The organism is Bradyrhizobium macuxiense (assembly GCF_007993935.1).
Taxonomy (GTDB): Bacteria; Pseudomonadota; Alphaproteobacteria; order Rhizobiales; family Xanthobacteraceae; genus Bradyrhizobium; species Bradyrhizobium macuxiense_A.
Genome location: NZ_VITY01000011.1, coordinates 145,891 through 168,308, shown reverse-complemented (window position 1 = coordinate 168,308; position 22,418 = coordinate 145,891). Strand labels below are relative to the sequence as shown.

The 22,418-nt window shown below is 58.9% G+C and carries 13 protein-coding genes and 1 pseudogene; 10 read left to right on the top strand and 4 right to left on the bottom strand.

Going from position 1 to position 22,418, the window contains the following annotated elements:
* The first annotated feature begins 397 nt into the window (after window positions 1-397).
* The 4 genes from hisC to FBZ93_RS27380 all read left to right on the top strand — a co-directional run bounded on the left by hisC (window position 398) and on the right by FBZ93_RS27380 (window position 6,312).
* Window positions 398-1,552 (top strand): histidinol-phosphate transaminase, encoded by a 1,155-nt coding sequence (gene hisC, locus FBZ93_RS27395; RefSeq protein ID WP_146990172.1) that lies wholly within the window; start codon window positions 398-400, stop codon window positions 1,550-1,552.
* Window positions 1,553-1,798: 246 nt separating this feature from the next.
* Entirely contained in the window at window positions 1,799-2,827 is a 1,029-nt protein-coding gene (locus FBZ93_RS27390; RefSeq protein WP_146990170.1) for an LLM class flavin-dependent oxidoreductase, read from the top strand.
* A gap of 1,553 nt (window positions 2,828-4,380) precedes the next feature.
* Entirely contained in the window at window positions 4,381-4,851 is a 471-nt protein-coding gene (locus FBZ93_RS27385; protein WP_146990168.1) for a NolY, read from the top strand.
* Between the two features lie 732 nt (window positions 4,852-5,583).
* Window positions 5,584-6,312, top strand: coding sequence for an outer membrane protein (locus FBZ93_RS27380; RefSeq protein WP_146990166.1), 729 nt, complete (start codon window positions 5,584-5,586; stop codon window positions 6,310-6,312).
* 407 nt (window positions 6,313-6,719) lie between these two features.
* Here FBZ93_RS27380 and FBZ93_RS27375 read toward each other — a convergent pair whose 3' ends face one another.
* The 3 genes and pseudogenes from FBZ93_RS27375 to FBZ93_RS27365 all read right to left on the bottom strand — a co-directional run.
* On the bottom strand, window positions 6,720-7,445 hold the full coding sequence (locus FBZ93_RS27375) for a helix-turn-helix transcriptional regulator (RefSeq protein WP_146990415.1): 726 nt from the start codon (window positions 7,443-7,445) through the stop codon (window positions 6,720-6,722).
* Window positions 7,446-8,805: 1,360 nt separating this feature from the next.
* The gene (locus FBZ93_RS27370) at window positions 8,806-9,552 is read right to left on the bottom strand and encodes a hypothetical protein (protein WP_246667663.1); all 747 of its coding nucleotides are present in this window, start codon (window positions 9,550-9,552) and stop codon (window positions 8,806-8,808) included.
* A gap of 1,100 nt (window positions 9,553-10,652) precedes the next feature.
* Window positions 10,653-12,041 (bottom strand): annotated as a pseudogene (locus FBZ93_RS27365) (alpha,alpha-trehalose-phosphate synthase (UDP-forming)); the annotation flags it as partial.
* A 707-nt stretch (window positions 12,042-12,748) separates the two neighbouring features.
* Here FBZ93_RS27365 and FBZ93_RS27360 point away from each other — a divergent pair.
* Genes FBZ93_RS27360 through FBZ93_RS27335 form a run of 6 tightly spaced genes read left to right on the top strand, consistent with a single transcriptional unit; the run spans window position 12,749 to window position 20,824 of the window.
* Window positions 12,749-15,904, top strand: a complete 3,156-nt coding sequence (locus FBZ93_RS27360; protein WP_146990164.1) for a DUF2169 family type VI secretion system accessory protein — start codon at window positions 12,749-12,751, stop codon at window positions 15,902-15,904.
* Entirely contained in the window at window positions 15,894-16,970 is a 1,077-nt protein-coding gene (locus FBZ93_RS27355) for a pentapeptide repeat-containing protein (RefSeq protein ID WP_146990162.1), read from the top strand. The genes FBZ93_RS27360 and FBZ93_RS27355 overlap by 11 nt, the downstream gene beginning before the upstream one ends.
* Before the next feature lie 3 nt (window positions 16,971-16,973).
* Window positions 16,974-17,381 (top strand): DUF4150 domain-containing protein, encoded by a 408-nt coding sequence (locus FBZ93_RS27350; protein ID WP_208764064.1) that lies wholly within the window; start codon window positions 16,974-16,976, stop codon window positions 17,379-17,381.
* A gap of 37 nt (window positions 17,382-17,418) precedes the next feature.
* On the top strand, window positions 17,419-18,375 hold the full coding sequence (locus tag FBZ93_RS27345; protein WP_146990160.1) for a hypothetical protein: 957 nt from the start codon (window positions 17,419-17,421) through the stop codon (window positions 18,373-18,375).
* 17 nt (window positions 18,376-18,392) lie between these two features.
* Complete coding sequence (locus FBZ93_RS27340; RefSeq protein WP_146990158.1) at window positions 18,393-19,049, top strand: DUF3540 domain-containing protein; 657 nt, start codon at window positions 18,393-18,395, stop codon at window positions 19,047-19,049.
* 5 nt (window positions 19,050-19,054) lie between these two features.
* Window positions 19,055-20,824 (top strand): tetratricopeptide repeat protein, encoded by a 1,770-nt coding sequence (locus FBZ93_RS27335; protein ID WP_146990157.1) that lies wholly within the window; start codon window positions 19,055-19,057, stop codon window positions 20,822-20,824.
* A gap of 424 nt (window positions 20,825-21,248) precedes the next feature.
* On the opposite strand, the gene FBZ93_RS27330 is transcribed toward FBZ93_RS27335, so the two are convergent.
* Window positions 21,249-22,418: a Wadjet anti-phage system protein JetD domain-containing protein gene (locus FBZ93_RS27330; protein ID WP_146990155.1), complete on the bottom strand. Its 1,170-nt coding sequence runs from the start codon at window positions 22,416-22,418 to the stop codon at window positions 21,249-21,251.

The window sequence follows — 22,418 nt, the reverse complement described above, 5'->3', positions numbered from 1 at the left end:
ACCTAGCTGTTGCGATACTCGCGTCCTTTCTCGCCCTCGCAGTTGTCGCGACGTTTGTGCTGCTGGTGGCGGGGCTCGCTGAACTATCCAATGCTGACGTGCCCGACTGCCAGTCGATGCCAGATGGCAAAATGCTGACACCATCGCGAATCTGGTACCGAGGCTCTCCTCTGCGGAGCAGAACGTGACAACGAGCGGTCTGCTTCTTCAGATTCTTCTTGGACGAGATTTCAACCCCGTCTGAAGATAGCGTCGGATTTCAATCGTCAAGCCAATTTGGTTTTGCCGTTTTCCTCGCCGCAAAGGACAGCGCTCAGTTTTCTGCAGCATCCGGCAAGCTAATCGGCTCTGCATACTGACGTTTCGGCAGCTCTTGACGACCCATAGGAAGAACACCATGTCGGACGAAAAACTCCAGAACGTGCTTTCTTCTCTTTCTCCGGTGGCGCGCCAGTTAGATGTCCCGCCGTCGGGCCGGCCTGCCCCAGACTCGAGTTATGTGAAACTGGACACGAATGAGAACCCATTCCCGCTGCCGCCCATTGTCATGCAAGGCGCGTGCGCGGCTCTTGAGCGGCAGTACCTGTACCCAGAAAATGACAATATCAGCTTGAGGGAAGCAGCTGCCCGTGCCTACGGCATCGCGACGGATCATGTGATCGCCGGCAATGGCTCATCTGAACTTCTTGGGCTGCTCTACAGAGCTTTCCTGACCCCCGGTGATCGCGTTGCAATGCTCTCGCCAGGCTTCTCTTTCAATCGCAAGCTTGCGATGTTGCACGCTGCCCAACTCCTTGAGATAGAAAGTGCGGAACACCATTCCTTGCCGATCGAGGAGCTGCTTTCCGGCTCCGCGGCAGACGCCAAATTCGTTCTGTTGGCTAATCCGAACAATCCGACCGGCGCCTTCGTTCCGCTCGCCGATATCGAACGTCTGCTGGCACGATCGGATCGCCTAATCGTCCTAGACGAGGCTTATGTCGACTTTGCACCCGACAATGGCCTACGGCTCCTGAGCCGTTATGCGAACCTTCTGATCCTTCGAACGCTCTCGAAAAGCTATGCTGCAGCCGGCATTCGCGTCGGCTTCGGTTTAGGCCATCCCGCGCTTATTGGCAGGCTGCGCAACATCCAGAACGTTTTCAGTATGAACGTTATCGGTCAAGCAGTTGGCATCAGCATCCTTTCGCATCGCGCCGCATACAAAGATAACCATCGACACATCAGAGATGAGCGGCAGAGAGTTGCAGCTGAGCTCTCTCAGCTCGGCTTTTGTGTAACACCGTCCCACGCAAACTTCGTGCTAGCCCACGCCCCTGTCGGACAAGATGGCAGATGGTGGCAAGCGGCCCTGGCGAAGGAGAAGATTCTCGTCGCCTCCTTCCCCGATAAGAGCCTTGAAAGCTGTATCCGCATTAGCATTGGTACCAAAGATCAAATGGATGCGTTCCTGGCGGCGACCAAGGCGATTTCAGCACGCACACGGCGCGCAGTTGCTAGCTGCGCGCCTTACCCAGCCGATCGGCAGGACACTGACATGAGGGCAGGATGATCCAGATGGATTCGTGTTGCTTTGGTCGATGAACAGTGCAGTGCCCCGACCCGGGCTCCAATCCGAGCAATAGCGGCCAGCACCTCGACGATCACCTTCGCGGATCGGGCATCGTGATCAGGTGCCGAACAATACACCACGGAATAGAGCTCTAACGGCGATCATATGACAAGGCGTCGACAAGCCTGATCGCTCGCGGCCTGAAGCGAACAGGCCACCCTGCATTTTACAATCGGAGACAATCGAGTGACGAATCGCAATCTTTCAAAACTGACCTGCGGCATTTTCGATCATTTGGACGACGACGGCCGCGATGCCGCGCGACAGTACGCAGATCGCCTGACATTGGCGGAAGCGTGCGACTCTCTCGGGTTCTATGCATACCATTTGGCCGAGCACCATTGTACGCCGCACGGGAGAGGTCCGTCGCCGAACCTGTTTTTGTCAAGCGTCGCTCAACGCACACGGCGGCTTCGTGTTGGTCCTCTGGTAATGCTACTTAACCTCTATCACCCACTGCGGGCATTCGAGGAACTCTGTATGCTCGACCAATTGAGCGGTGGGAGACTAGAGCTCGGCGTCGGACGGGGCTCACTGCCGATCGAATTGGGCTATTTCGGCATTAGTGCCAACGATGCCCCAGGCCGGTATGAGGAAGCTAGCGAAATCCTCTCGAACGCGATGAAAGATCAGAAGCTTTCCTACCATGGGCATCATTTTGAACTGAACGATGTTCCCTTGACGCTAAGGCCGCTTCAACGTCCATATCCACCAACCTGGGTCGCCAGCAATCGGCCTGAATCGGCGGCCTGGGCCGCTACGAACGGCGCGAATCTCGCGTGCGTAGGCCCTGCCTCTATCATTCGAAAAACTACGGATGCCTTCCGCGCGCATCTACCCCGCACCACTAACCCGGATGATCGAGAGCCATTCACCGGATTGCTCCGGATGGTCGTAATTGCGCGTTCCGATGAAGAAGCATATTCGCTGGCGGCAACTGCGTACCAACGATGGCTCGAGAGCTTTATGTTCCTTTATGAGCTCAATGCCATTCCGACACCACCTAACCTGCCGCTGACCTTCGATGCGGCACTTGAGAGCGAATTGTGCGTCGTCGGAACGCCAGCTTCCGTCCGACAGCATCTTCTTAACCAGATGGAAGAGGCAGGTGCCAACTACCTGCTTTGTCAGCTTGCATTCGGCAATCTGCCACTGGATGTTTCGGTTTACACCGCGGCCAAACTCCAATCCGAGCTTGTCGCTCGGCTCTGCTGACGATGCATCTTTCGGCTGTTTGAGCTCACTCGGTCACAGGCCAGCTTCTTCAGTCCAGTCGTTACGTGCCACGGAGTGGCACGTACACTGGCGCGCGAGCAGCCACCCGTAGCCTTATTCAACAAGGGGTCCACGGACTATATCTGCGAGCCGCTAGCGCGTCGACACGCCACGGGCCGCGTCAGCGCTTCTCGTGGCGAAGCGCATTCAGAAATGGGGCCGTCTTGAGCCCAGGCATGCCGTCGCTGTTGTTAATGTCTCAGATGCTGCGAGGATTGCGCCTGGACCACGGTGTTAAAGAACGACATCTGTTCAGTACGTGTTTCGTTCACTGAAGTTGATAAGCGCGCACGGCACATCGCAGATGTGCCCATCGGCGATCTGGATGTGTCCCATCAAAACAATCGATTGTACCGCTTTTGCACTAATACAATACATAATCGCCTGCCTTCAGAAATTGTATTCCGGGCCATCGTATGACCATGAATTCTCCACCTTCAGCACATTTGCATGCGAATTTGACAGGGAAAACGCAGTGGTTATTCGCGAAAAGCATTCCCGCTGGCCAGATGGAGAGACGTGCCGGCGCGCATCAATCGACTGTCATGCAGAGGTCAATTGCCTTGCACCATAACGCAGGAGGAGAGCTTGGCTCTCATCGGCTCCGGCTGATCCGTGCGCGGCAGGGGTTTTTGGCCGACGAGCAGCCCAGCACGTCGGCTAGGGCCAGATTTGTTAGCCACCACAGACCAATAGATCCACACGGCCGTTGTCGCCGCGTCGAAGCGGCCGCGCACACAGCGCCGTACACTGTTCGGCTCTATACTATCGTTCGCTTGCACGGCGAATGTCGTCCCGGCCGAACTCACACAACGGTGCTACGCCGAGCGCCGCAATGGCTCCGCGCTTCTCGCCTCGTTTTCGGCAGCGCATGACCACCACTATTCACTCCCTTCGCTTGCTCATCCCTACTGAGTGAGCGGGCACTCCATGAACCTATCTTCTACAACCAGCTCCGCCGCAATCACGTGTCATGCGCTGCTCTCGACAATCATTAGACGCGCGCAAGCGCTTTATGTCCTGGCGACATAACTTTCGCCGCCTTCCGACGACGACGTCGGGGTGGCCACCCTGCCCAGCTGGTGCGTCAGCGCATCCGCAGCTGCTTCGTTCAGCACGATGTACATTTCTACCGCGCACTGCTTGCGTTGCGCCTTCCACAGCTTCTCCGTCTGCCGTCATGAGCGGCGTTCATCCAAATCGTACTCACCGCCATAGTGTAGCAGCGGATAGGCTTGCCGACCATGGCAAGGGCCGTGGTGCGTTGCGGGCGCCCACCGGCACTGCGTGCTCGACGATAGCGAACTCCCGCGCTTCTTTTCTCGCCACAGAACTCCTGCGCTCTCTCACTTCCCGTGACACCCGATGCGTTAGTCCACAATTGGGTAATAGCAATTGGTCCCCGCGCAACGCTGGGGATTTACTAGACGGGAATGAAGGACCCGGTCCGTCATCCGCACCACAACTGCATTTAGTTAATCTGGAGAGGCATCATGAACTTTGATTCTTGCAATTCGCGCGTCGATCACCTCAAACGAAGCATTGGCCGGCAAGTGGAAGCAGTTGCCGGACTAATCTGCGAGGACAAGAACGCGCTCGACGCGATGCAGCTGCTCAACGAACTAACAAGTGCACTTGTTGCAGCAGAACAGGACCAGGATTGGTTAGGCAAAACGACAAACCGCGGCGCACTTGGCAACAGGCGGACTATCCCGTTACGACCGGGGCACAATGTTTACTATCCGGAAGACCTTCAGGTTCTGGGAACGCTTTTTGACCGAGCAATCGCGACCTTGCCAGCAGCCATGCAAACTACTGCTAATCGGATTACTCTCGCAAAGTTCATTCTGGCACATGCAGTAGTCATTGAGGGTCGAATAGCTGTCTTCGATGCGGTCGATGACGCTCTTTGTTTTTGTCAATTGATTAAAGAGAGCGCAGGTTCACGCTTATGCTCTGTATAGATAAATGCCGACACTACGCTCGGCATTGCTCAAGGCGTTCTCCCCAATTTGCCAGCTGAGTTGGTTCACGCCCTGTCGGGTGGCGCGGAATGACGCTGCCCTTGCCAGCCATGACCTACGGTAGGTTACTGGATTGCTATTCACCCGCCAGCTACCACACGGCAGAGAGGACGCAACTCCGTTCTCTCCACCGCCCGACGCCGATCAGAGCGATGCACCTAGCTAGTCCGTTTGATCGGTGCCTGCTTCGACGCCACCCGATCTCGACAGGAACGCGCTCTGGTCTCTTACACCCTGGGGGTCCGGTAATCTTTCTGGCACAGTCTCTGCCGCCTGCGGAGGATTTTCAAGATTAGCTCAGGGCGGCCGGAAAATGCCGCTTACGGACAATCTGCGCATGCTCCCTTCCGTCTAGAAATCGAAGCGTCCTCGTCCCCAAAGACCGCGCATGCCGCACGTCGATTTCTCAAGCGAGCGCGTCAGACGATTCACCGCTTTTTCCGATACCTCTGCTAGGTCGCGGCCGTTCTAGTAGCGCGCTTTGATCCCCAACACCTTCAACACGCACTGGTGAACGCCTAGCGCCTCATCCGATATCCTGGCTCAATAACCTCCCGCTGCGTGAGATTCAGGCCATTTCGCGCGATGACATGTTGTGTTGGAGTTACAGCAATTCGCAGCGATGTTGCTAATACGCCCAGCGCCGGGGCAATGGAAAGGAACGAAACTCGAATGAAGAATTTGCTGCTTTTGACTGCAAGCATCATCGCGCTTAACGCGGCGGCGCCCGCATTTGGCGCGGATCTCGCTGCGCAGCCGGTCTTCACTAAAGCACCACCGCTAGTGCTGCCTCCAGCGATCTATGACTGGACCGGTCTCTATATCGGCATCAACGGTGGCTGGGGGTCGAGCAACAATTGCTGGGACCTCTCTGCAGTCACTCCCGAAGGCTGCCATGATGCGAACGGCGCCACCGTCGGCGGTCAGGTGGGTTACCGTTGGCAGATATTCAATGTGGTCTACGGCGTCGAAGCGCAAGGCAACTGGGCTAACTTCAGCGGCTCCAATGTCAGCGCCGTCTTCCCATTAGACAGCAATCGTACCAGGATCGATGCGTTCGGATTGCTCACGGGCCAGATCGGTTACGCGTTCACTAACGTGCTGCTTTTCGCCAAGGGTGGCGCTGCGGTGACCAGCAACAGCTATCAGATCAGCTTGGCGGCAACCGGCGCGGAGTTTGCCAGAAGCGATAATCTCCGTTGGGGTGGCGCGCTTGGCGCCGGTCTCGAGGTCGGTTTTGCGCCAAGCTGGTCATTTGGCGTCGAGTATGACCACCTTTTTATGCAGGACAATGATATCATCTTCCCCTCGGCCGGTGGATCCAGCGATCGCATCCGGCAGGACGTTGATCTTGTCACCCTTCGGCTCAACTACAAGTTCGGCCCGGGATTCACCAGATAGTCACATCTGCACGCATCGCGTCGCGGACCGAGAGCCCCGACCTTCGGCCGGGGTTCTTTCTTCAGATGGTTCTCCGGTGCGGCACTGCTCGCTCGGCTGCGCTTCTAAACGCCACTCTTCGAAGTTGCGCAAAGCCTGCTCTGTGGGCGCGACCCATCGCGGCTGGCCATCACGAGGAGCTCGTCAGCGTCGCGTGCCGAAATGAAAAGCCGAGCTCCTGTTGCACACCGGGAACGGTGGCGGCCTAGGTCGGAGGCCAGCGGCGACCGAGCAAGGAGCCTAGCTTAGGTGTCTATTTGCGGGGTAGCATTTCGCCGCAAACGACGACATCACAATTTCCGCTCGATACCATCATCATTCAACGCCGTAGCTTCGCCCACGCAACATCAACGCCACCGCGTGAGAATTCAGATGAGATCGAGTCGGATCGCCATAACGATAGCTTGGACCCGGCTGGTTGCGCCCAGCTTTCGCATTGCGTTCTTGAGATGAAAGTTCACCGTATTCTCGCTGATTTTCAGTATCACGCCAATCTCCCACGACGATTTTCCTTCTGCGACCCACCGCATGCAATCTAACTCCCGCTCCGATAGCGTCACTTTCCTGTTGCAGCTACTCTCCGAGGGACGTGAGATCTCCACGCACGCCGTGTGAAAGTGCCAGGCCAGCGCGTTGAGGTGACTTATGCGATGCTGAGGTTCGGCATCATCGAACTGGGATGCAAATGATACCACCGATAGTCGACCCAAGGGTCCAAACAACGGCACACTCATGCCGTGCTTCAGACCCGCCTCTCTGGCCTCAGCGAGCACGCGCCGTTCGTCCGGCTGTAGTTGATATTGCTTGGCGAGTTGATCCCAGAGAAATGGCCGCGAAAGCATTGGTGTCCGCCGGACCACCGGATCGATTGTATAGTACTTGCGCTCAAAGTATCGGGCGCACCATTCGGACGGCCAGTTCACGGCTACTGCGGGTGGTGGATACTCCGGTAGACGAAGCGGCTCCACAAAATTGAGTGCTCCGTAAGCGACTTCGCTAAAGCCCTCCTCGGTCGCGCAGTTCACAAGAAGCTCGAACAGCGCTCTAAGGGATTGCGTTCGATTTGCGCATTCTGTGAAGCTAAAGATATCCATTTTAGGCGCCTCAGGATGCCGGTCCAAAGGACCGGCGTTGCGCCGTTCGATCGAGTTCGTTTCGGGTGGAGCTAGGTTCCATTCCATCATCTGAACTCTTGGCTTCGCTTTTCGTGAAGTCGGAACGCTCGCGCACTGCGGCGATTTCCGAACTGCTTGGTCTCCGCGGCAGTGCCCCTAGCCGCGGGTGGGTAGACCAAACCGCGGAGCTGCACCGGTCGACCTTGAGCCAAGCTTGACCGGCGCGGCACGACCGCCGCGCGGACATCAGTTCGTCGTCCGCCGGGCTCGCCGATGATGGGACCGGCAACGACGCTGATATCGGCGCAATCGAAGCTCGGCACGAGCTCGTCTGGCTTGATGGCGACCATCAGGTCTGTACCCTCCATCCCGCGCTGTATCGCGCCGCAAACACTGGCGGCGACACAATCCTTTGACAGCCCGTCTCGCAAAAATGTCCGATCAGACGATCGGAGCTGATCCTACCTTTCTGCAAAGGTTGGTAAGAGCAGCCCCCCCGATCCAAGCAGCGGTGCAAGCTGGCATGCGTTCGATGGATTAATCTGTCCGGCTCGAGAGGAACGCCGTCGGCCATCGCCTCGGCAAACGCGAGATCGATTTTCGTGGAAGCGGGCTCCCGTTACGAATGAACGTCCGCCCCTTCCCGATACTGAATGCAGCGCGATCCCGGGTACGGCGCTTCGCGAACTAGGTGAAGTGCAGCGCGCCAACCAGTTCGGCGATACTGGGCTCCATTCGCGCGCTAACAAGGTTGACGCTTTGCTCGCAAGCGAAGATGACGTCAGGTGGGCCATATTCTGTGCCGCTCCCACAGATCATCACCAGTCCACAGCTGGTCGGCATAGTCCTGGCCACCGCGAGAACGCCAGCGAGCAGCCCCACTCGATCGTCGCGGACGGTTAACGCCTTGCATAAGGAGTGCGCTGCGCCTGGAAACTTTAGGCCGCTCGCTCCATAGCGAGTAGCTCGTGCGGATTGATAGGGATTGCCTCTCTCGCGCATGAAGAGGCCGGTCAAAGAGAGGCCCCAGACTCGCAAAAGATCGGAAGACCTGCGTGGTGCAGAGAACACTTTGCATGCGCATCTCCTGCAGGAGAGGACCTGGGATGGAAACAGCAAGTGTCGTACCAGTTGTGGCGCTCACGAAAACTAGGTTTTACGGCAATAGCTTGCGAGGCTTGAGGGGATTGTCCGCATCAAATGCATTGAAGCAATCGCGACATCGGGAGGGAATGCGACAACACCATGTGGCTTTATTGATACCCTGAGCGCGACTTGATACGGCGTACCAGCCGAACGACCGGGTCGGCGCCGGGCTCACTCCGCAAGTGCGTTGCTATCAATTTGGGCGGCGGTTGTTTCCGTCTTGCTCTGCCGGCGTGAGCGGCTTGGCAACATTTCTAAGGATCGTGGCGCGGCAGTTGGCAAGCAACTCCTTCGTGTACGCCGTGCCGAAATAATCCAGAACGAAAGTGCCAGTGTAACTCGTATCGTCGGCAATGCCGCTGATTAGGCTCTCGAGGATTACCCCAACCTCGCTGACGCGATTGCAGTAACGGGCGCGGATAACGTTAACGGCATTCATTGAGTGAACCGCCTCGTCGGCGATCACTTCCCTGAGCCAAAGCAGAAAACGACGATTCCCAAGTCCGGCATAAAATTCTCTCTCCGCAGCATAGGCGCGGCAGGTACACATTTCATCAAATGCGATCATAACGATGAGAGAGAATTCATCCTTCAGGAACTCGCTGATTGCGCTAAAATCATGCGATCGAGTGTTCAATCTTTGTCGAAGATCCGTTTCGGATCCGCCAGCCACGAGTTCCATGATTTGGATGAAGCCGTCGGTGTGCCGCTCTTCGTCTGCAGCCCAGGCATTGAAGAACGCCTCCGCTTCGTTGGTTTTGATCAAGTTTCGGATGCAGAGCTCCTTTTTTAAATGCCTTGCGTCATATTCCGTATACAACTCAGGCCATAATCTGTCCCAACGTGCCCGCACAACCGATGGTTCGGCGGTAAACATCGCCGGCGTCAGAGCATTGAACAAATCTTTTGGACTCCAGTCCCGTCGAACCGGCGCGATCATTCGACTACCCTGAATTACGAAAGGCGTGAGCGATCCGGCGGACACATTTCGCGCCCAATGCTCGAACCGCATATTTGCAACACGCAGAGCATGCTGTCGCCCCCTTGTTTTGGGGGGATGAGATTTTAGGCCATACTCCTTCGACCTCTCCCTGAGCGATCGGCTTGACATCAACAGAAGCGGTCAACTCGATCACCAAGGCGCCTCAGAATGTGGTGTCCGGAGGCCAACGTCGTATGGCATTACTTCACGAACCGCTTGCAGTAAGGTTTGGGATGAGCAGCAGCATCCGACGCTTGTGAACTGAGGCGGACTGCTTGGGCTCGGTCGAAGACAGCGGTGAACGCAAGGCGCCCCGACGCACTTTGCCGGGATGGAAGTGCGCCGGGTCGACCCGACCATCATCAGTACATCCGTGATGATGATGCAAGGAATGAAACAAGTAGCGTGGCGGAATTGAGGCTCGTCGCTTCTTTATCTTACAGTCCAAACATTTCGTGTGCGGTCTCCAGAAGGGACTTGAATCGCATGTAGCGTCAAGTTGTACGATCGTAACGTTGTCGCGCGGACAGGACAATTCGGTGCCTGAAGGCCTGTGATGATTGAGCGTTGAGTCGAAGAGTCTGATCCACAAGGGAGACAGTTCTTGCTTTTCTTACGGGTCACCCAGCCCGATTTCCGCAGCCTGCCGGCCCTCGGGCGCAGTCCGCGCCTCTCGTTCAGCCGCCTTTAAGGCGAGGGATGAGATAGACCGCAACGCCTAGCGGATTGTTCGGAGTGGGCTTGGTTGTCCCGCCATAGCCCGCCGAGTAAGCATAACCGTGAATGTAGAAATGTGGCGTGCGTCGGAATGGCCTCGGGAGGGCATCTATTCTGTTCAGTGCATCGACCACGCGCCCCGGAGCTGGTTGCAGACCGTGAGTCCAACCAGCGCCTACGATCGATGTCAAATCCTCGACTGGGACCCCAGCCGGAACGTCGCCGACGAGATATAACAACCGCCTCGGCAGGTCCGAGTGGCTCGAAGTCTCAGCTGCGTCATCCTCGGATGTCGGTTTTGAATCACTCGGCGCACCTATATCTCGCGAAATGGACTTCCCAGCCGTTTTCTCGGCCTGGATGTTCTCCAGCTCCACAACGAAATCCGAGAACCATTGTTGGATCGTGTAGCCGCGAAGCCTTTCTATCATTCGATTCCAGCGTGAGGAGCGCTCGTAGGGCGACATCGATATTGCCCTCGAGATCACATGCGACATTTCCTCGATGTCGTACGGATCGACAAGAAGTGCTCCGTCCAACTCTTTGGCCGCGCCGGCAAATTTCGACAAAACCAGCACGCCAGGATTATTCGGGTCTTGGGCAGCGACATACTCTTTCGCTACGAGATTCATGCCATCACACAACGGCGTCACGACGCCAACCTTCGCGGTGCGGTAGAGACCCGCGAGTACGGACTGACTGAAGCCCTCGTTGTGATAGCGGATTGGAGTCCAGTCCTTGGCGCCATGACGGAGGTTAACATCACGAACAAGGTCGGCAACGAAGCTCTGTAGATCGCGATAGGCCTTGATGTCGCTGCGCGACGGGGTTGCGATCTGCAGCAGCGAGATGCTGCGCGGCTGCTCGGCCCACAAATGATCGAAGGCTTTGACCCGGTTGTCGAGGCCCTTCGAGTAGTCGATCCGATCAACGCCGATCGCAAGCTTCCCGCCATTGAGGCTGTTCCGCAACGAGGAAACGAAGGGATGCGAGACCGCCTGCTCGCTGTACTGCGCGAACTTGTCCGCATCGACACCGATCGGGAACACCCCGCATCGGGTCCGGCGGCCGCAGCGGGAGATTACAACGGAGTTCTCGATCATCGATCCGAAATCAGGACCGACATAGTCGATGAAATTCTGTCGATACTCATCAGTCTGGAAGCCGATCAACTCATAAGCGAGCATCGCCTCGATCAGTTCGACATGATATGGCAGACAGCGGATCGTCGCAGGCTTTGGCCATGGCGTGTGCAGGAAGAAACCGACGGTTTTCTTGATATCGACCTTGCGCTCAATTTCGAGCTTGCGCAACTCGGCGCCTAGCGGGAGGAAATGATAATCGTGTACCCAAAACGTTGTGTGATTGCGAAATTGGAGCAACCCGTCCGCCACAATGGCGTTGATCTCACGATAGCTGAAATAGTCGAGGTCCGAGATGTCGATCAAGTCAGGGCGCGAATGCAAGGTCGGCCACAATGCCGAATTGGCAAATCCCTTATAGTAGCGGCTAAAATGCTCGGCAGGCAGATCCAATGTCACCAGCTTTCCTCTGCCGAGCTTCTCGACGGAAGACTCCTTCAGACCGCCGGAATCCGCTTGATCCGGGGATCCTACCCAGATTGCTCCGGATTGCTCCACAACGGGGAGAAGGGCCGCAGCAAGGCCACCTGTCATTGGTTCGTTGGGGTTGCCGCGGCTAACGCGGTTCGAAACAACGACGAGGTCCACAGATCACCTTCTCTTTGTTCCGCCGCTGCTTGGATTCATCAAAGGCTTGACGAATCGCTTCAAGCAAATGAAGCGAACCGAATTCATGCGCGCATCGGAACTCAATCCGATTGCTTGAAGGAGCAATTTTGCACGCAGTCCTCGCAGCGCGACACTTCGCGGACGTCGTAGGATTCTTGGTAAGACTCTCGCGTGTTGGCCTTATCGCTCAATCTAGCGACCGGTGCGAGCCGCCCCGACCGGGATCGACGATTTGCGCAGTTTCGTCGACTGCTAGCATCGATTTGAGTGGCAGCCCCGGGACACACGTCCTCGCTGACCTCCACAGTTAGACATGGTCACTCGGAAGGTAGGGCAAAGTGCAGCATGTTCCTGCGCCAGCTTTCGTACGAAGGACCGCCGAAGCATCCTTTTGACCGGCTTTTGCCTTGGGAAATCAACGAAAGCTCCCTTACGCTGCCTTGGTGCTTGCGCGTTCAAGGCGAATCCGCGGCGATTAGGGCGCCGCGCAAACAAGTCGCAGATCTCGACGATGCGGTCGACGACCACAATCATCCAGCTCGGACCGTTCATGTACACCACCGTGGCTGATCTTGATGCCCACCTGATCTGGTAAGTGACACAAAGACGCGTCTACCCCGCCGCACCGTAAGTCCGTCATGCTCGAGACATATGGCTAAGAGGCGAAAATTGTCTCGGCGGGTCTCATGCCCATTCTTGTAAAGCCACGCACACTGGGTCTGTTGTCCAAATGCGAGCGTCGTCCTCCCGGGGCAAGCCTCATCATTTCCGCCTTTGCGATGTTCGATCTCGCCGACCCGGGCGCCGACCGCCTGGAAAGCGAGCAGGACCTTTGGGTTATGGCCGCCAAGGAGCTTCCGCCCGGCAGCCCTCTCGACATCGGCATGCCCAAGCCGCAAGCGGAGGTGCTCGTCGGTGGACATGCCGCGGCGCCTCAGGGGCGGCTGATCGAGCGCATGCTGTTGGGCTGGAAGCTCGGACCCATGCAGAAGCACCTTCTGGTGACCGGCAATCGTTATTGGCAGATGACAGGCGCCGGCTGGCGACCGACAGCCGCTCAACCTTTCCGGCAAATGCCGCTCACGCGGCAACGCGCGTTCGGCGGGCCCGGCTACGCCGCAAACCCGGTCGGCGCCGGCCATGAGGCCCTTCACCGCGGCGCGGCCGGCGAATTGGTGGCCCTGCCCAACGTGGAGAGCCCCGAGCACGCGATTCAATTCATCGACACAGTCGCGCCGCCCGCAAGTTTCGGACCGATGGCCCTCGACGACAGGAGGCGCCTGCAATACGCGGGAACCTACGACGACGCCTGGCTGAAATCGCTGGCGCCCGCTCTGGCGACCGACGCCGATCCACGACTGTTCATGTTTGCACCGCCGGACCAGCGCATGGCCGGCTTTATCTCAGGCGGAGAACCCTACGCGCTGCAGAACTTCGCCGCCGAGCATCCGTTGATCGAGGGCCGCCTGCCGGCCTTTCGTGTGCGGTGCTTCATCGGCTGGCGCGATGCGAGACGTGGCGTCACAGAACTGCAGACGCGCATCGATACGCTGTGGCTGTTTGCCGGCGCCCGCCGCGGCGTCATGATCTACCGTACCGCGATCGCCGTGCACGAATTGGATGGCAGCGACGTCGGCGACATCATGGTCGCTTACGAGCGACAGAGTGAGCCCGCGCGGCCATTAGATCATTACCACAACGTCCGGAAGCTGCGGCTCGACCCGACGACGGCCACGCGCTATGCCTTTTCGGAACATCAACTTGCCCCTGAACTCTCGGCTGCTGAACGCGAGCGCCGCGAAGTCCGGCGCCACGCATTGGCCGACGAGCGCGCAGCGCGGCACTTGGCCTCCATGCGCTGGACGCTCGATCAGGAGCTTGCGCGCTTTGACCTTCCGCCTTCGCTGCGCCCCACGATCGAGATGCCGTCGATCGAACCGCCGAGCATTCCGGAACTGCTGCCGGAGGAACTCGAGAGCGGCGAGATCGATCTGGCCGCGATCCTCGACGCCTTGGATGCGGTACAGGCCAAGGCGGAATCCGACGTCAAAATGCTCGCCGCTCAATACGAACCCTTGTGCGAGGCTTATGAAAAAATTTCCGGCGGAAAAGCCACATCGAGCGATATCGACGCATTGCTCGCCACGATCGGCAACCTGGACGCCGCGCAGTCGATGGATGCAAGCTTTGACCAGGCCCCGCCAATTCCTTCGCTGCCGCCGGACACCAATCCGGCCGTCATGCGCGATATCGAAGACAAGATCGCGCGAGCGAAGAACTGGCGTACCGAAATCATTGGCGCTGCAACGCAGCCGCCCGATGAGCAAACGCAATTCGAACTTGCCCATGCTCGCTTCTTTAACCTGGCGGCTGGACGACCGCTCGAACCGATACGCAACGCGATATCGGACAACGTTGTTTCACCTCCTGACATCCCGGCGCCTATGCTGCCCGAAGCAACGCAGAGCGTCTCGCCAGAGCCGACCCCGCGCCTGACCATTGACGAGATACTGGCGCAAATCGAGAACCCCGGGATACCACCTGATGCCGACGAACGTCTACGGACGGGTCTTGCCGAGGCTGAAGCCGGGCTCAGACACACCGTCCCCTCACCAACAACCGATGACCGCCGGCCGTTTGAGGCGTTGAGCGCAAACCATCCTACTGCGATCACGGGAGAGCCCGAAGCAGCGATGAGGGCGGCCGAAACGGAATCGACGGAAGCATTAGCCGTGCTGCGGGCGGAGATCGACAAAGCGGAAGCTCAGCTGGCAGGCGGCGTGGCCGCTGCAAGGCTCGCCTCACCCAAGCCGCTCAGGCCTGAAACGATGTTGGCGCCAGCTGTCGCGCGCGCTCTGGGAGATGTGGTGGAAGAGGAATTCCGGCGCGGCGGCACGATTGCCGGCCGCGATCTGGCCGGCGCCGACCTCTCCGGACGGAGATTTGCGAACGCGGACTTCTCCGGCGCGTTTCTTGAACGCGCGAAGTTGAACGGGACCAACCTCGCCGGCGCGAGGCTCTTGAAAGCCGCATTGTCCGGCGCGGCGCTCGTCAACGCTGATTTAAGCGCGACCGACCTCACTGATGCAAATCTTGGTGAAGCCGACTGCCGCGGAACTCGGTTCGCAGGCAGCCAGCTTGTTCGCACCAATCTGCTCGGCACGCGCATGGCGGGCACATCATTCGACCAGGCGCACCTCATCGAGCTGCACGCCTTGCAGGTGCCGATGATCGGGGCAACCTTCCGCTCTGCACGGCTAGATCAATGCTCTTTTATCCAAGCCGCCCTCGATAACAGCGTTTGGGAGAACGCCGTCCTCCACCGGACGCAATTCATGGATTTGTCGCTGTCCGGTGCAGGCTTTGCCCGCGCGCGGCTGGAGCAAACCTGTTTTCTCAAGGTGGCAGCGCCTCAGCTCGATTTGAGCTCCTCGCAGTTCGACCAAGTCAGCTTCACCGGCGATACCGATCTGCGAAACGCGCGCTTCGGCGGCAGCAGCGCCGAGGCGCTCTCCTTTCAGGCGGCCAACCTCAGCGGCGCCGATTTCACTATCGCACGGCTCGACGGCGTCTATTTCGGCAAGTCGACCTTGTCGAACGCAACCTTCCGGATGACGTCGCTCAAACGTGCGGTCTTCACTGGCAACGATCTGCGCGGCACTGACTTCTATGCCGCCAATCTGCTCGAGGCGCATCTTAATCAAAGCGACCTGACCGGCGCCAGTCTGCGCCATGCAAATCTCTATGGCGCCGACCTGATGGACTCCGCCTTGGTCGCTGCTGATTTGAGCAGCGCCAATATCGACCGCACCGTCCTGATGGTCAGGCGCCATGTCAATTGATCTGCTGTTGCAGTCGATTGCCCATAGCTTTCCGGTACGCGAGGCAGATCTCGATGGCCAGATGCTTTCTGGATTGCGCTTGAACGACGGCGTCGTACTGAGCTCTTCTTTTTGCAACAGCAACTTCACCGGTGCGCGCTTGACCGGCATGTTGTTTCAAGATTGCGACTTCAGCGGCGCATCGTTCGCCGACGCTTGTCTTGAAAAATGCATGTTCGTCAGTTGCCGCGCTGGCGGCTCCAACTGGCGACGGGCACGCTTTGCCCAGTCGACATGCATATCATCGGATTTCGGCCATAGCGACTTCAGCGAGACGAAACTCGTCCAGACGACAGCGATGCGTTGCGTCTTGGCCCACGCTGTCCTGCGCGGCGCCACCCTGTCCCAAAGCGCCATAATGGAATGCGTGCTTTCCGATATCGTGCTCGACGGCGCCACGCTAGCGAACGTCGTCATCACGCGGGCCGACCTGCGTAGCGCGCAGTTCGCAGGGATGCGTTGCGACACAATTCTTTTCTCGGAATGCGATTTGTCGGAGCGGGACCTCACAGGGCTGACGCTTGCCCGAGCGAACCTGAGCGGCGCCAAGCTGGACCACACAAACCTGTCCGGCGTCGACCTGTCTGCCTCAGTTTTGACCGGTGCGAGCCTGATGGGTGCCGACCTCTCGGGCGTAACTGCTCCAAACACACTGTTTGTGAGGGCGGACTTACGAGCCGCAAGGCTGTGTAATGCCAATTTGACGCAGTGCGTCTTCGTGGATGCCCGCCTCGACGGCTGCGATCTCTCTGGCACAAAACTTGGGATGGCAGTCTTGACGCGCGCTTCGGCCAAGTCCGCCTCCTTTGCCGCCGCCGATATGTCCCATGCGCTGATGCACCATGCCAAGATCAATGGCAGCGACTTTTCCGGTTCTCGCTTTCTGCGCACTGACCTTCATTGCGCGTCGACGGAAGGCTGCCTGTTCACCGCCCAGCATGGTAGCGCCCTGCATACTGTCCCTGAACGCGCTGTCGCCGAGCTGTACGATCCAAGCCGCATTATCCCTTTCCACAGAGCGTGCTGAACGATGCCCTTTGTCAATGCAAATGGCCCGATGCCGGCCCAGGATCTCGGCTTTCCCGACGTCTGCAACACACCATCCGGTCCGGCCGTCGTGCCCGTCCCCTATCCAAATATCACAATGAACACCACGGCCATTCCCACGCAGTCTCGTTGCCTTATCATGTGCATGCCTGCACACAACATGACGACCGAGCGCGCGACGTCAATGGGTGACAACGCGGGTGTGGCCCTCGGCGTCATGTCTAGGCTTGTCATGGGTCCTGGCCGCGCCAAGGCCGGATCGGAAAATTTGTCCATCGGGGGGTCACCGGCAACCAAACTGGGGATGCCGACAAAGCAGAACGGTGCGAGCCCGAACGCGTTCGGATTTTCGATATCGCCCTCTCAAATCCGCTTGATGGCGCTGCGTTAAAGCGCCGACAGAGTCATATGATCAGGGAGCCTCCACTATGCCAAATGCCTTCACGCGACTAGTCGTTCCAGACACGCCGATCTCTCCGCTGACGAAGTCAACCTATCTGCGTCTTGGCTCTTATTCGAGCGAAGAGGCAAACCTCGTCACTGGACTGACGACGACTGGCGACGAAAGCCTGACTGCAACCAGCAAGCAGGGAAGCGACAATGCCGGCATACTTGCCTTCACCAATCAGGACTTGCAGGCAAATGTCGAAGGTGCGGCACTGATGAAAATCGGTCGCGGTCAAACCACGGAGGTCGCAAACGGCAACTCCCAACATATGGTCTCGAAAGGTACCTATGAGATCGCCGCCGAGAATGGGGTATCAATCACCGCTGGCGCTAACGGGACGCCCGCCGACATCACCTTGACGGCCTCGAACCGCGTCAAGGTGATCAACAAAGGCCACAAGTCGGAAACCAACGGCGGCGACTCCGAAAAGCAGACGATGGGTAACACCAAGGAGTTCTTCCAGGGAACCAGATTCACCTGCATGAAAGGCGCAGTCACCACACTGACGATGGCCCGTAGCGTGTGCCTGTTCTTCGGAGAATCGTTCACGTTCAAGGTCTCTCGCGAACGTTCGGTCAATCTCAGCGATATGATCTCTGTAACCATCGGCAACAAAGTCGAGTTTGTCAAAGGCAACGACATCAAGCATGTGATCGGCAACTCGACCAAGTCTGTCTTTGGGCCAGATTACAAGTCGGCTGATAGCGACACCAAGATCCTTAGGACTAGCGATTTCAAGCTCGCGCCGGGTGACGACTTCAAGCGGGTCGGCCGCGACGGCAAAGTCTGCAAAACCAGCGTGTCGGTAATTGAAGAAGAACTGAGCAAGGGACAGCTGCACACCGAGGAGCATAAGATTGTGAGGCGAGAAGCGGAGATCATGTCGAGCACGGGCAATGAGGAAGTCATACAAAAGAAGTCAATCATTTTCATGTAGGGAGATGGAGAGCAGGAATGACGATGACGTTCCGTGCCACAAACACCGACGTCTTGGCGATGGCCAAGCGCTTGCTCGAGCCTGGACATCACACTGCCCGTGTCGTGTCGGTCAGCGACGACGGCGCGGCGGTGGAGGTCGACGTCGCTGGCGCTCGTCACACGGCGGCGGTGGCTGTTGGCTGCCTGGTCCGGCCTATGGCTCAAGACCTGGTCCTGCTGTTGAGCGTGGCGGAGCAAGCCTTCATCCTGACCGTGCTCGAGCGAACAGATTCCAGTTCGGGCACGGTCGGTCTACCGGGGGATCGCAAAATGTCGATCGATGGCGAGACCATCACCATCGCCGCTCGCCGGCGCATATCATTGCGCGCCGATAGTATCGATCTGCAGGCCAAGCTGTTCGCCGTGCTCGCGAACAAGGGGACTTGGATCGGCAAGCTCTACACTTTGATCGCGGACCGTATCCGGAGCTCGGCGGGCATCCAGGAAGCGAGCGCCGATTCGCTTGCGATAAGGGCGGTTGAGCGTGTCGCGGTGATCGAACGCATCGATTCGTTGCAGACCGAAACCCAAGCTATTAGGGTCACCGGGATCGCCTCCGAAACGGCCCATAGCAAGGTCATCGCGGTGAGCGAGGATCTCCGCCTCGACGGCAAACGCGTGACGGTTGCATAACGCGCATGCTGTCCACGAGCATGCCGGCTCCGACTCGGCAAGACCGGCTTAGAACGGCGCAGGAATTTGTTGCGGCCGGTCGCCTCGATGAAGCGGAGGCGCTGCTGGAGGCGGCCGTTGCGACTAGCGATCCTGATACGCTCAATGCAAAGGCCACACTAGCGCTCGCGCGGCAGCGAATTGAATTAGCGTTCGATCTGTTGGCGGAGGCGGCGACCGGCCATCCCGATCACGCCGGCCTTGCTGCTAACCTCGGTATCGCCCACGAAATGCTCGGCCGCCTTGACGAGGCGGTTATTTGCCTCAAGCGCGCAGCGGCACTCGCCCCGCGCAAACAGGAGATCAAAGTCGCGCTGGCTCATGCCCTGGAACGTCGCGGCGACGTTGCGGAGGCCCGCGCGATCACAGTAGAGGTTGTCCAAGACGAGCCAGACAATTCGCGCGCCCTCCTTCAACTCGGCACCATTGATCTCGCCTTGCGAGATTACCCGTCGGCCGAGACCGCCCTGCTTCGTGCCCTGGAGCTTGCCCCGAACGATCCCGACACGCTGCGCAATTTGTCGGTGCTCTTGCTTGAGCGCGGCTGCTTCGACGAGGCGCTCAACGTTGCGGAACGCGCGCACCTGCGGGCGCCGCTCGACATAGCCGGGCTCTCGCATCTGGCTTATTGCCGTGCCGCGAACGGGCTTTGGGCGGAAGCGGAGACCACCTGCAGGAGATTGCTTGCCTCTGCACCCGTCCATCTCGGCGCGCGAGAAATCCTGGCCCGCGTCATGATTGCCAATGGCCAGGAGGATCGGGCAATTGCGGAGCTCACACAGTTCGTACGTGCACACAAATCGCATCCATCCGCGGCGCTTGCGCTGGCAGGCATTCTGCAATTCGTCGGCCGGTTTGATGAAGCCCTCACGCTTGCCAGCCACGTCGCGCATACGCGACCGGACGACGAATCAGCGAGGTCTCTGGAGACTGCACTTGCACTGTCGCTCGGTCGCTTCCCGACGCCCACACCGGTGGACTTGGCGCCGGTGACGCGGATCCTCGTGCCGCCGGCGACGGGCGCCCTCGAATTCGTAGCGCTCCTTCGTCTATTGCGTCGGCTGTCCAGCCAGCAGAATGTGCACGTCGTCGCGGAGCCGCGTTACCGGGCTGTTCTTACCGGCCTGGCCGAACAGGTCATTTTCGACGAGCCGGGGTCTGAGCTCCCAGCTACGCCCCTGCAATCGCTATTAGGCATTCTGTCGACCGACACGCGGAACGTTGCCGATGGCATTCCCTACCTGCGACCCGAGGCCGAGCTCTTCGCTAAGTGGCGGGATGCCCTGGCCACGTTCGCAAGGCCTCTGGTGGGGATCGTATGGGAGGGCGGCGCTCTCGGCCTATCGATGGAGCAGGTCGCCGCCGTGGTTCCTCATTCCGGTACGCCGGTCAGTTTGATGGCCGACGCGCAACGACATGACATGAGACGATGGAGCCGCCCGATCGATGCTGGTGTGCATATCGAGCGCCCCGCGGACTTGATAGCAGCGATCGCCAATCTCGATGCGGTGGTCGGGCCCGACAGCTTCGCCATCCATATCGCCGGGGCGCTCGGCGTTCCCGGCGTGGTCTTCGTGCCGCGCGGTTATCCCTGGTATTGGGCCCAGGCCGGCGGAAAGCCAATGTGGTACCCGTCATTCGAGGTCGTCGTGCAGGAACGGCTCGGTGACTGGGCTGGAGCAATCAATGAAGGTCGGCGACGGCTTGAGGCCCTGCTGCGTGCGGCAAGCGATTGATTGACGGCGCGCTCCGACGAGCCCATCTGAAAGACTGTGTTGTGCGTGCGCCGCGGCGGCGTCTGGACCGAACCCGACGGAAGCATGCTGTTGTTTTCGCACGACCATGCTGCGATGTGGTGCCTTCGCTCCGGGACAGAGAGCCAGCGCAGCAGGTGCCGGCCACCATTTGGATCAATCATGTTCGCCAAGAGTGTTTTGGGGAAAGCGCCGGAGCCCCGTCGGATCCCCGCGGCCGGACTCGTGATGAGGAAGCGGAGCTCGTTGTTACGAGATCGTTGCTGTCGAACCTCGTCGATCTCATGCAGGTCATGATCTCGACGGTCGGAAACGTGCCGATGCCCGTCGCGTCTTGACGAGATGAGATGTCCTCAAGCGCTCGCTGGATTAATACGCGGTCAGTCAAAATCCCAGAACGGACCATCTAACGAACCACCGGCAGACCAGGATCGAGCTCCTCCTGCTCGAGCGTCTTGGCATCCTCGTCGGCCAGGTACGCTGCCAGCGCTGCGATGCCGGAGTCCGGCGCGCATCGCGCCGGCGCGGCCTTTTTCTGCTGCACTTGCCCCAACCGCTCAGCGATTTCGATGCTCATGAGGTGGGGGCGAATCGGACGTCCGACGGCACGCTCGATCGTATGAAAAATCCACGTTCCGTCGGCGTCGATATCCGACCAGTGGAAAATCGGCGTGTCTTCGGGCACCATTTCCGCGATCGTCCGCAGTGCCTGTTGGGTGGCGAGCGAAGGATAGCCACCCACGTACATCGTCGTTCCAAGTCGAGCCGGGTCCGCCTCGAGGAGGTGCCGGTTGAAGCTTGCGAAGTTCTCGATCGTCAGAATGTAGGCCGGCAGCGCGCGAAAGCTGATGCGATCTGCCTCCTTCGGCGTAATTCCGAGATAGTGCGGGGAGATCGCGGACAGATCGGCCCCGTCGAGATCGATCCGCCCCGCGATCAGGAGTGGCGGCGCGAAGCGCTCCAGCCCGATTGTCCGCAGTGCCTCGCGAGGGCGGGCGCCAGGCGGAAATTCGAGGATGCCGCTGAGAAGTCGAACGACGACGCCTTCGATGTGCTCGAGCGTCTTGCTGTAGCCCACCGTCCTTCGTGAAAACGTCTTGTAGTCGACGTCGAGATGCTTGTTGTCCAAGATTGCCTGGGCGAGAGCAAAGCCGTCGCGCAGCTTGTCGACGTCGGACGACCCGAATCCATGCCAGCTCTTCCCTCTCCCCCAAGCGTCCGTGATCGAGGGGATAACCTCGACCAGGCGCCTGTCCAAAGCGGGCCCGGCGACGAGGCGTGTGCCGGCGTCTTGCGCGAGCTGCCCGGCCGGAACGCGGCCTAGATGACGATAGAGCGCGTCGGCCGCCCGGAGCCTGACATGCGCGATCTGATCTCGCTTGGCTCCCCTCCCCATACCGAGACTGACGGCGCCTACCTCTCCGGCGCGCGCGATTTGCTTCAGGAAGGCGTCCGCGGCCACCACGGAAGGAAACGCATCGTAGTCCGGATGCGCGATCGGGCTCGCGGCCCCCCCTTCGTGGCGGTCCAAGAGGTCGTTCAGCAGTTCGTCCGCGTCCGTGAAGCGCCGCGCCAT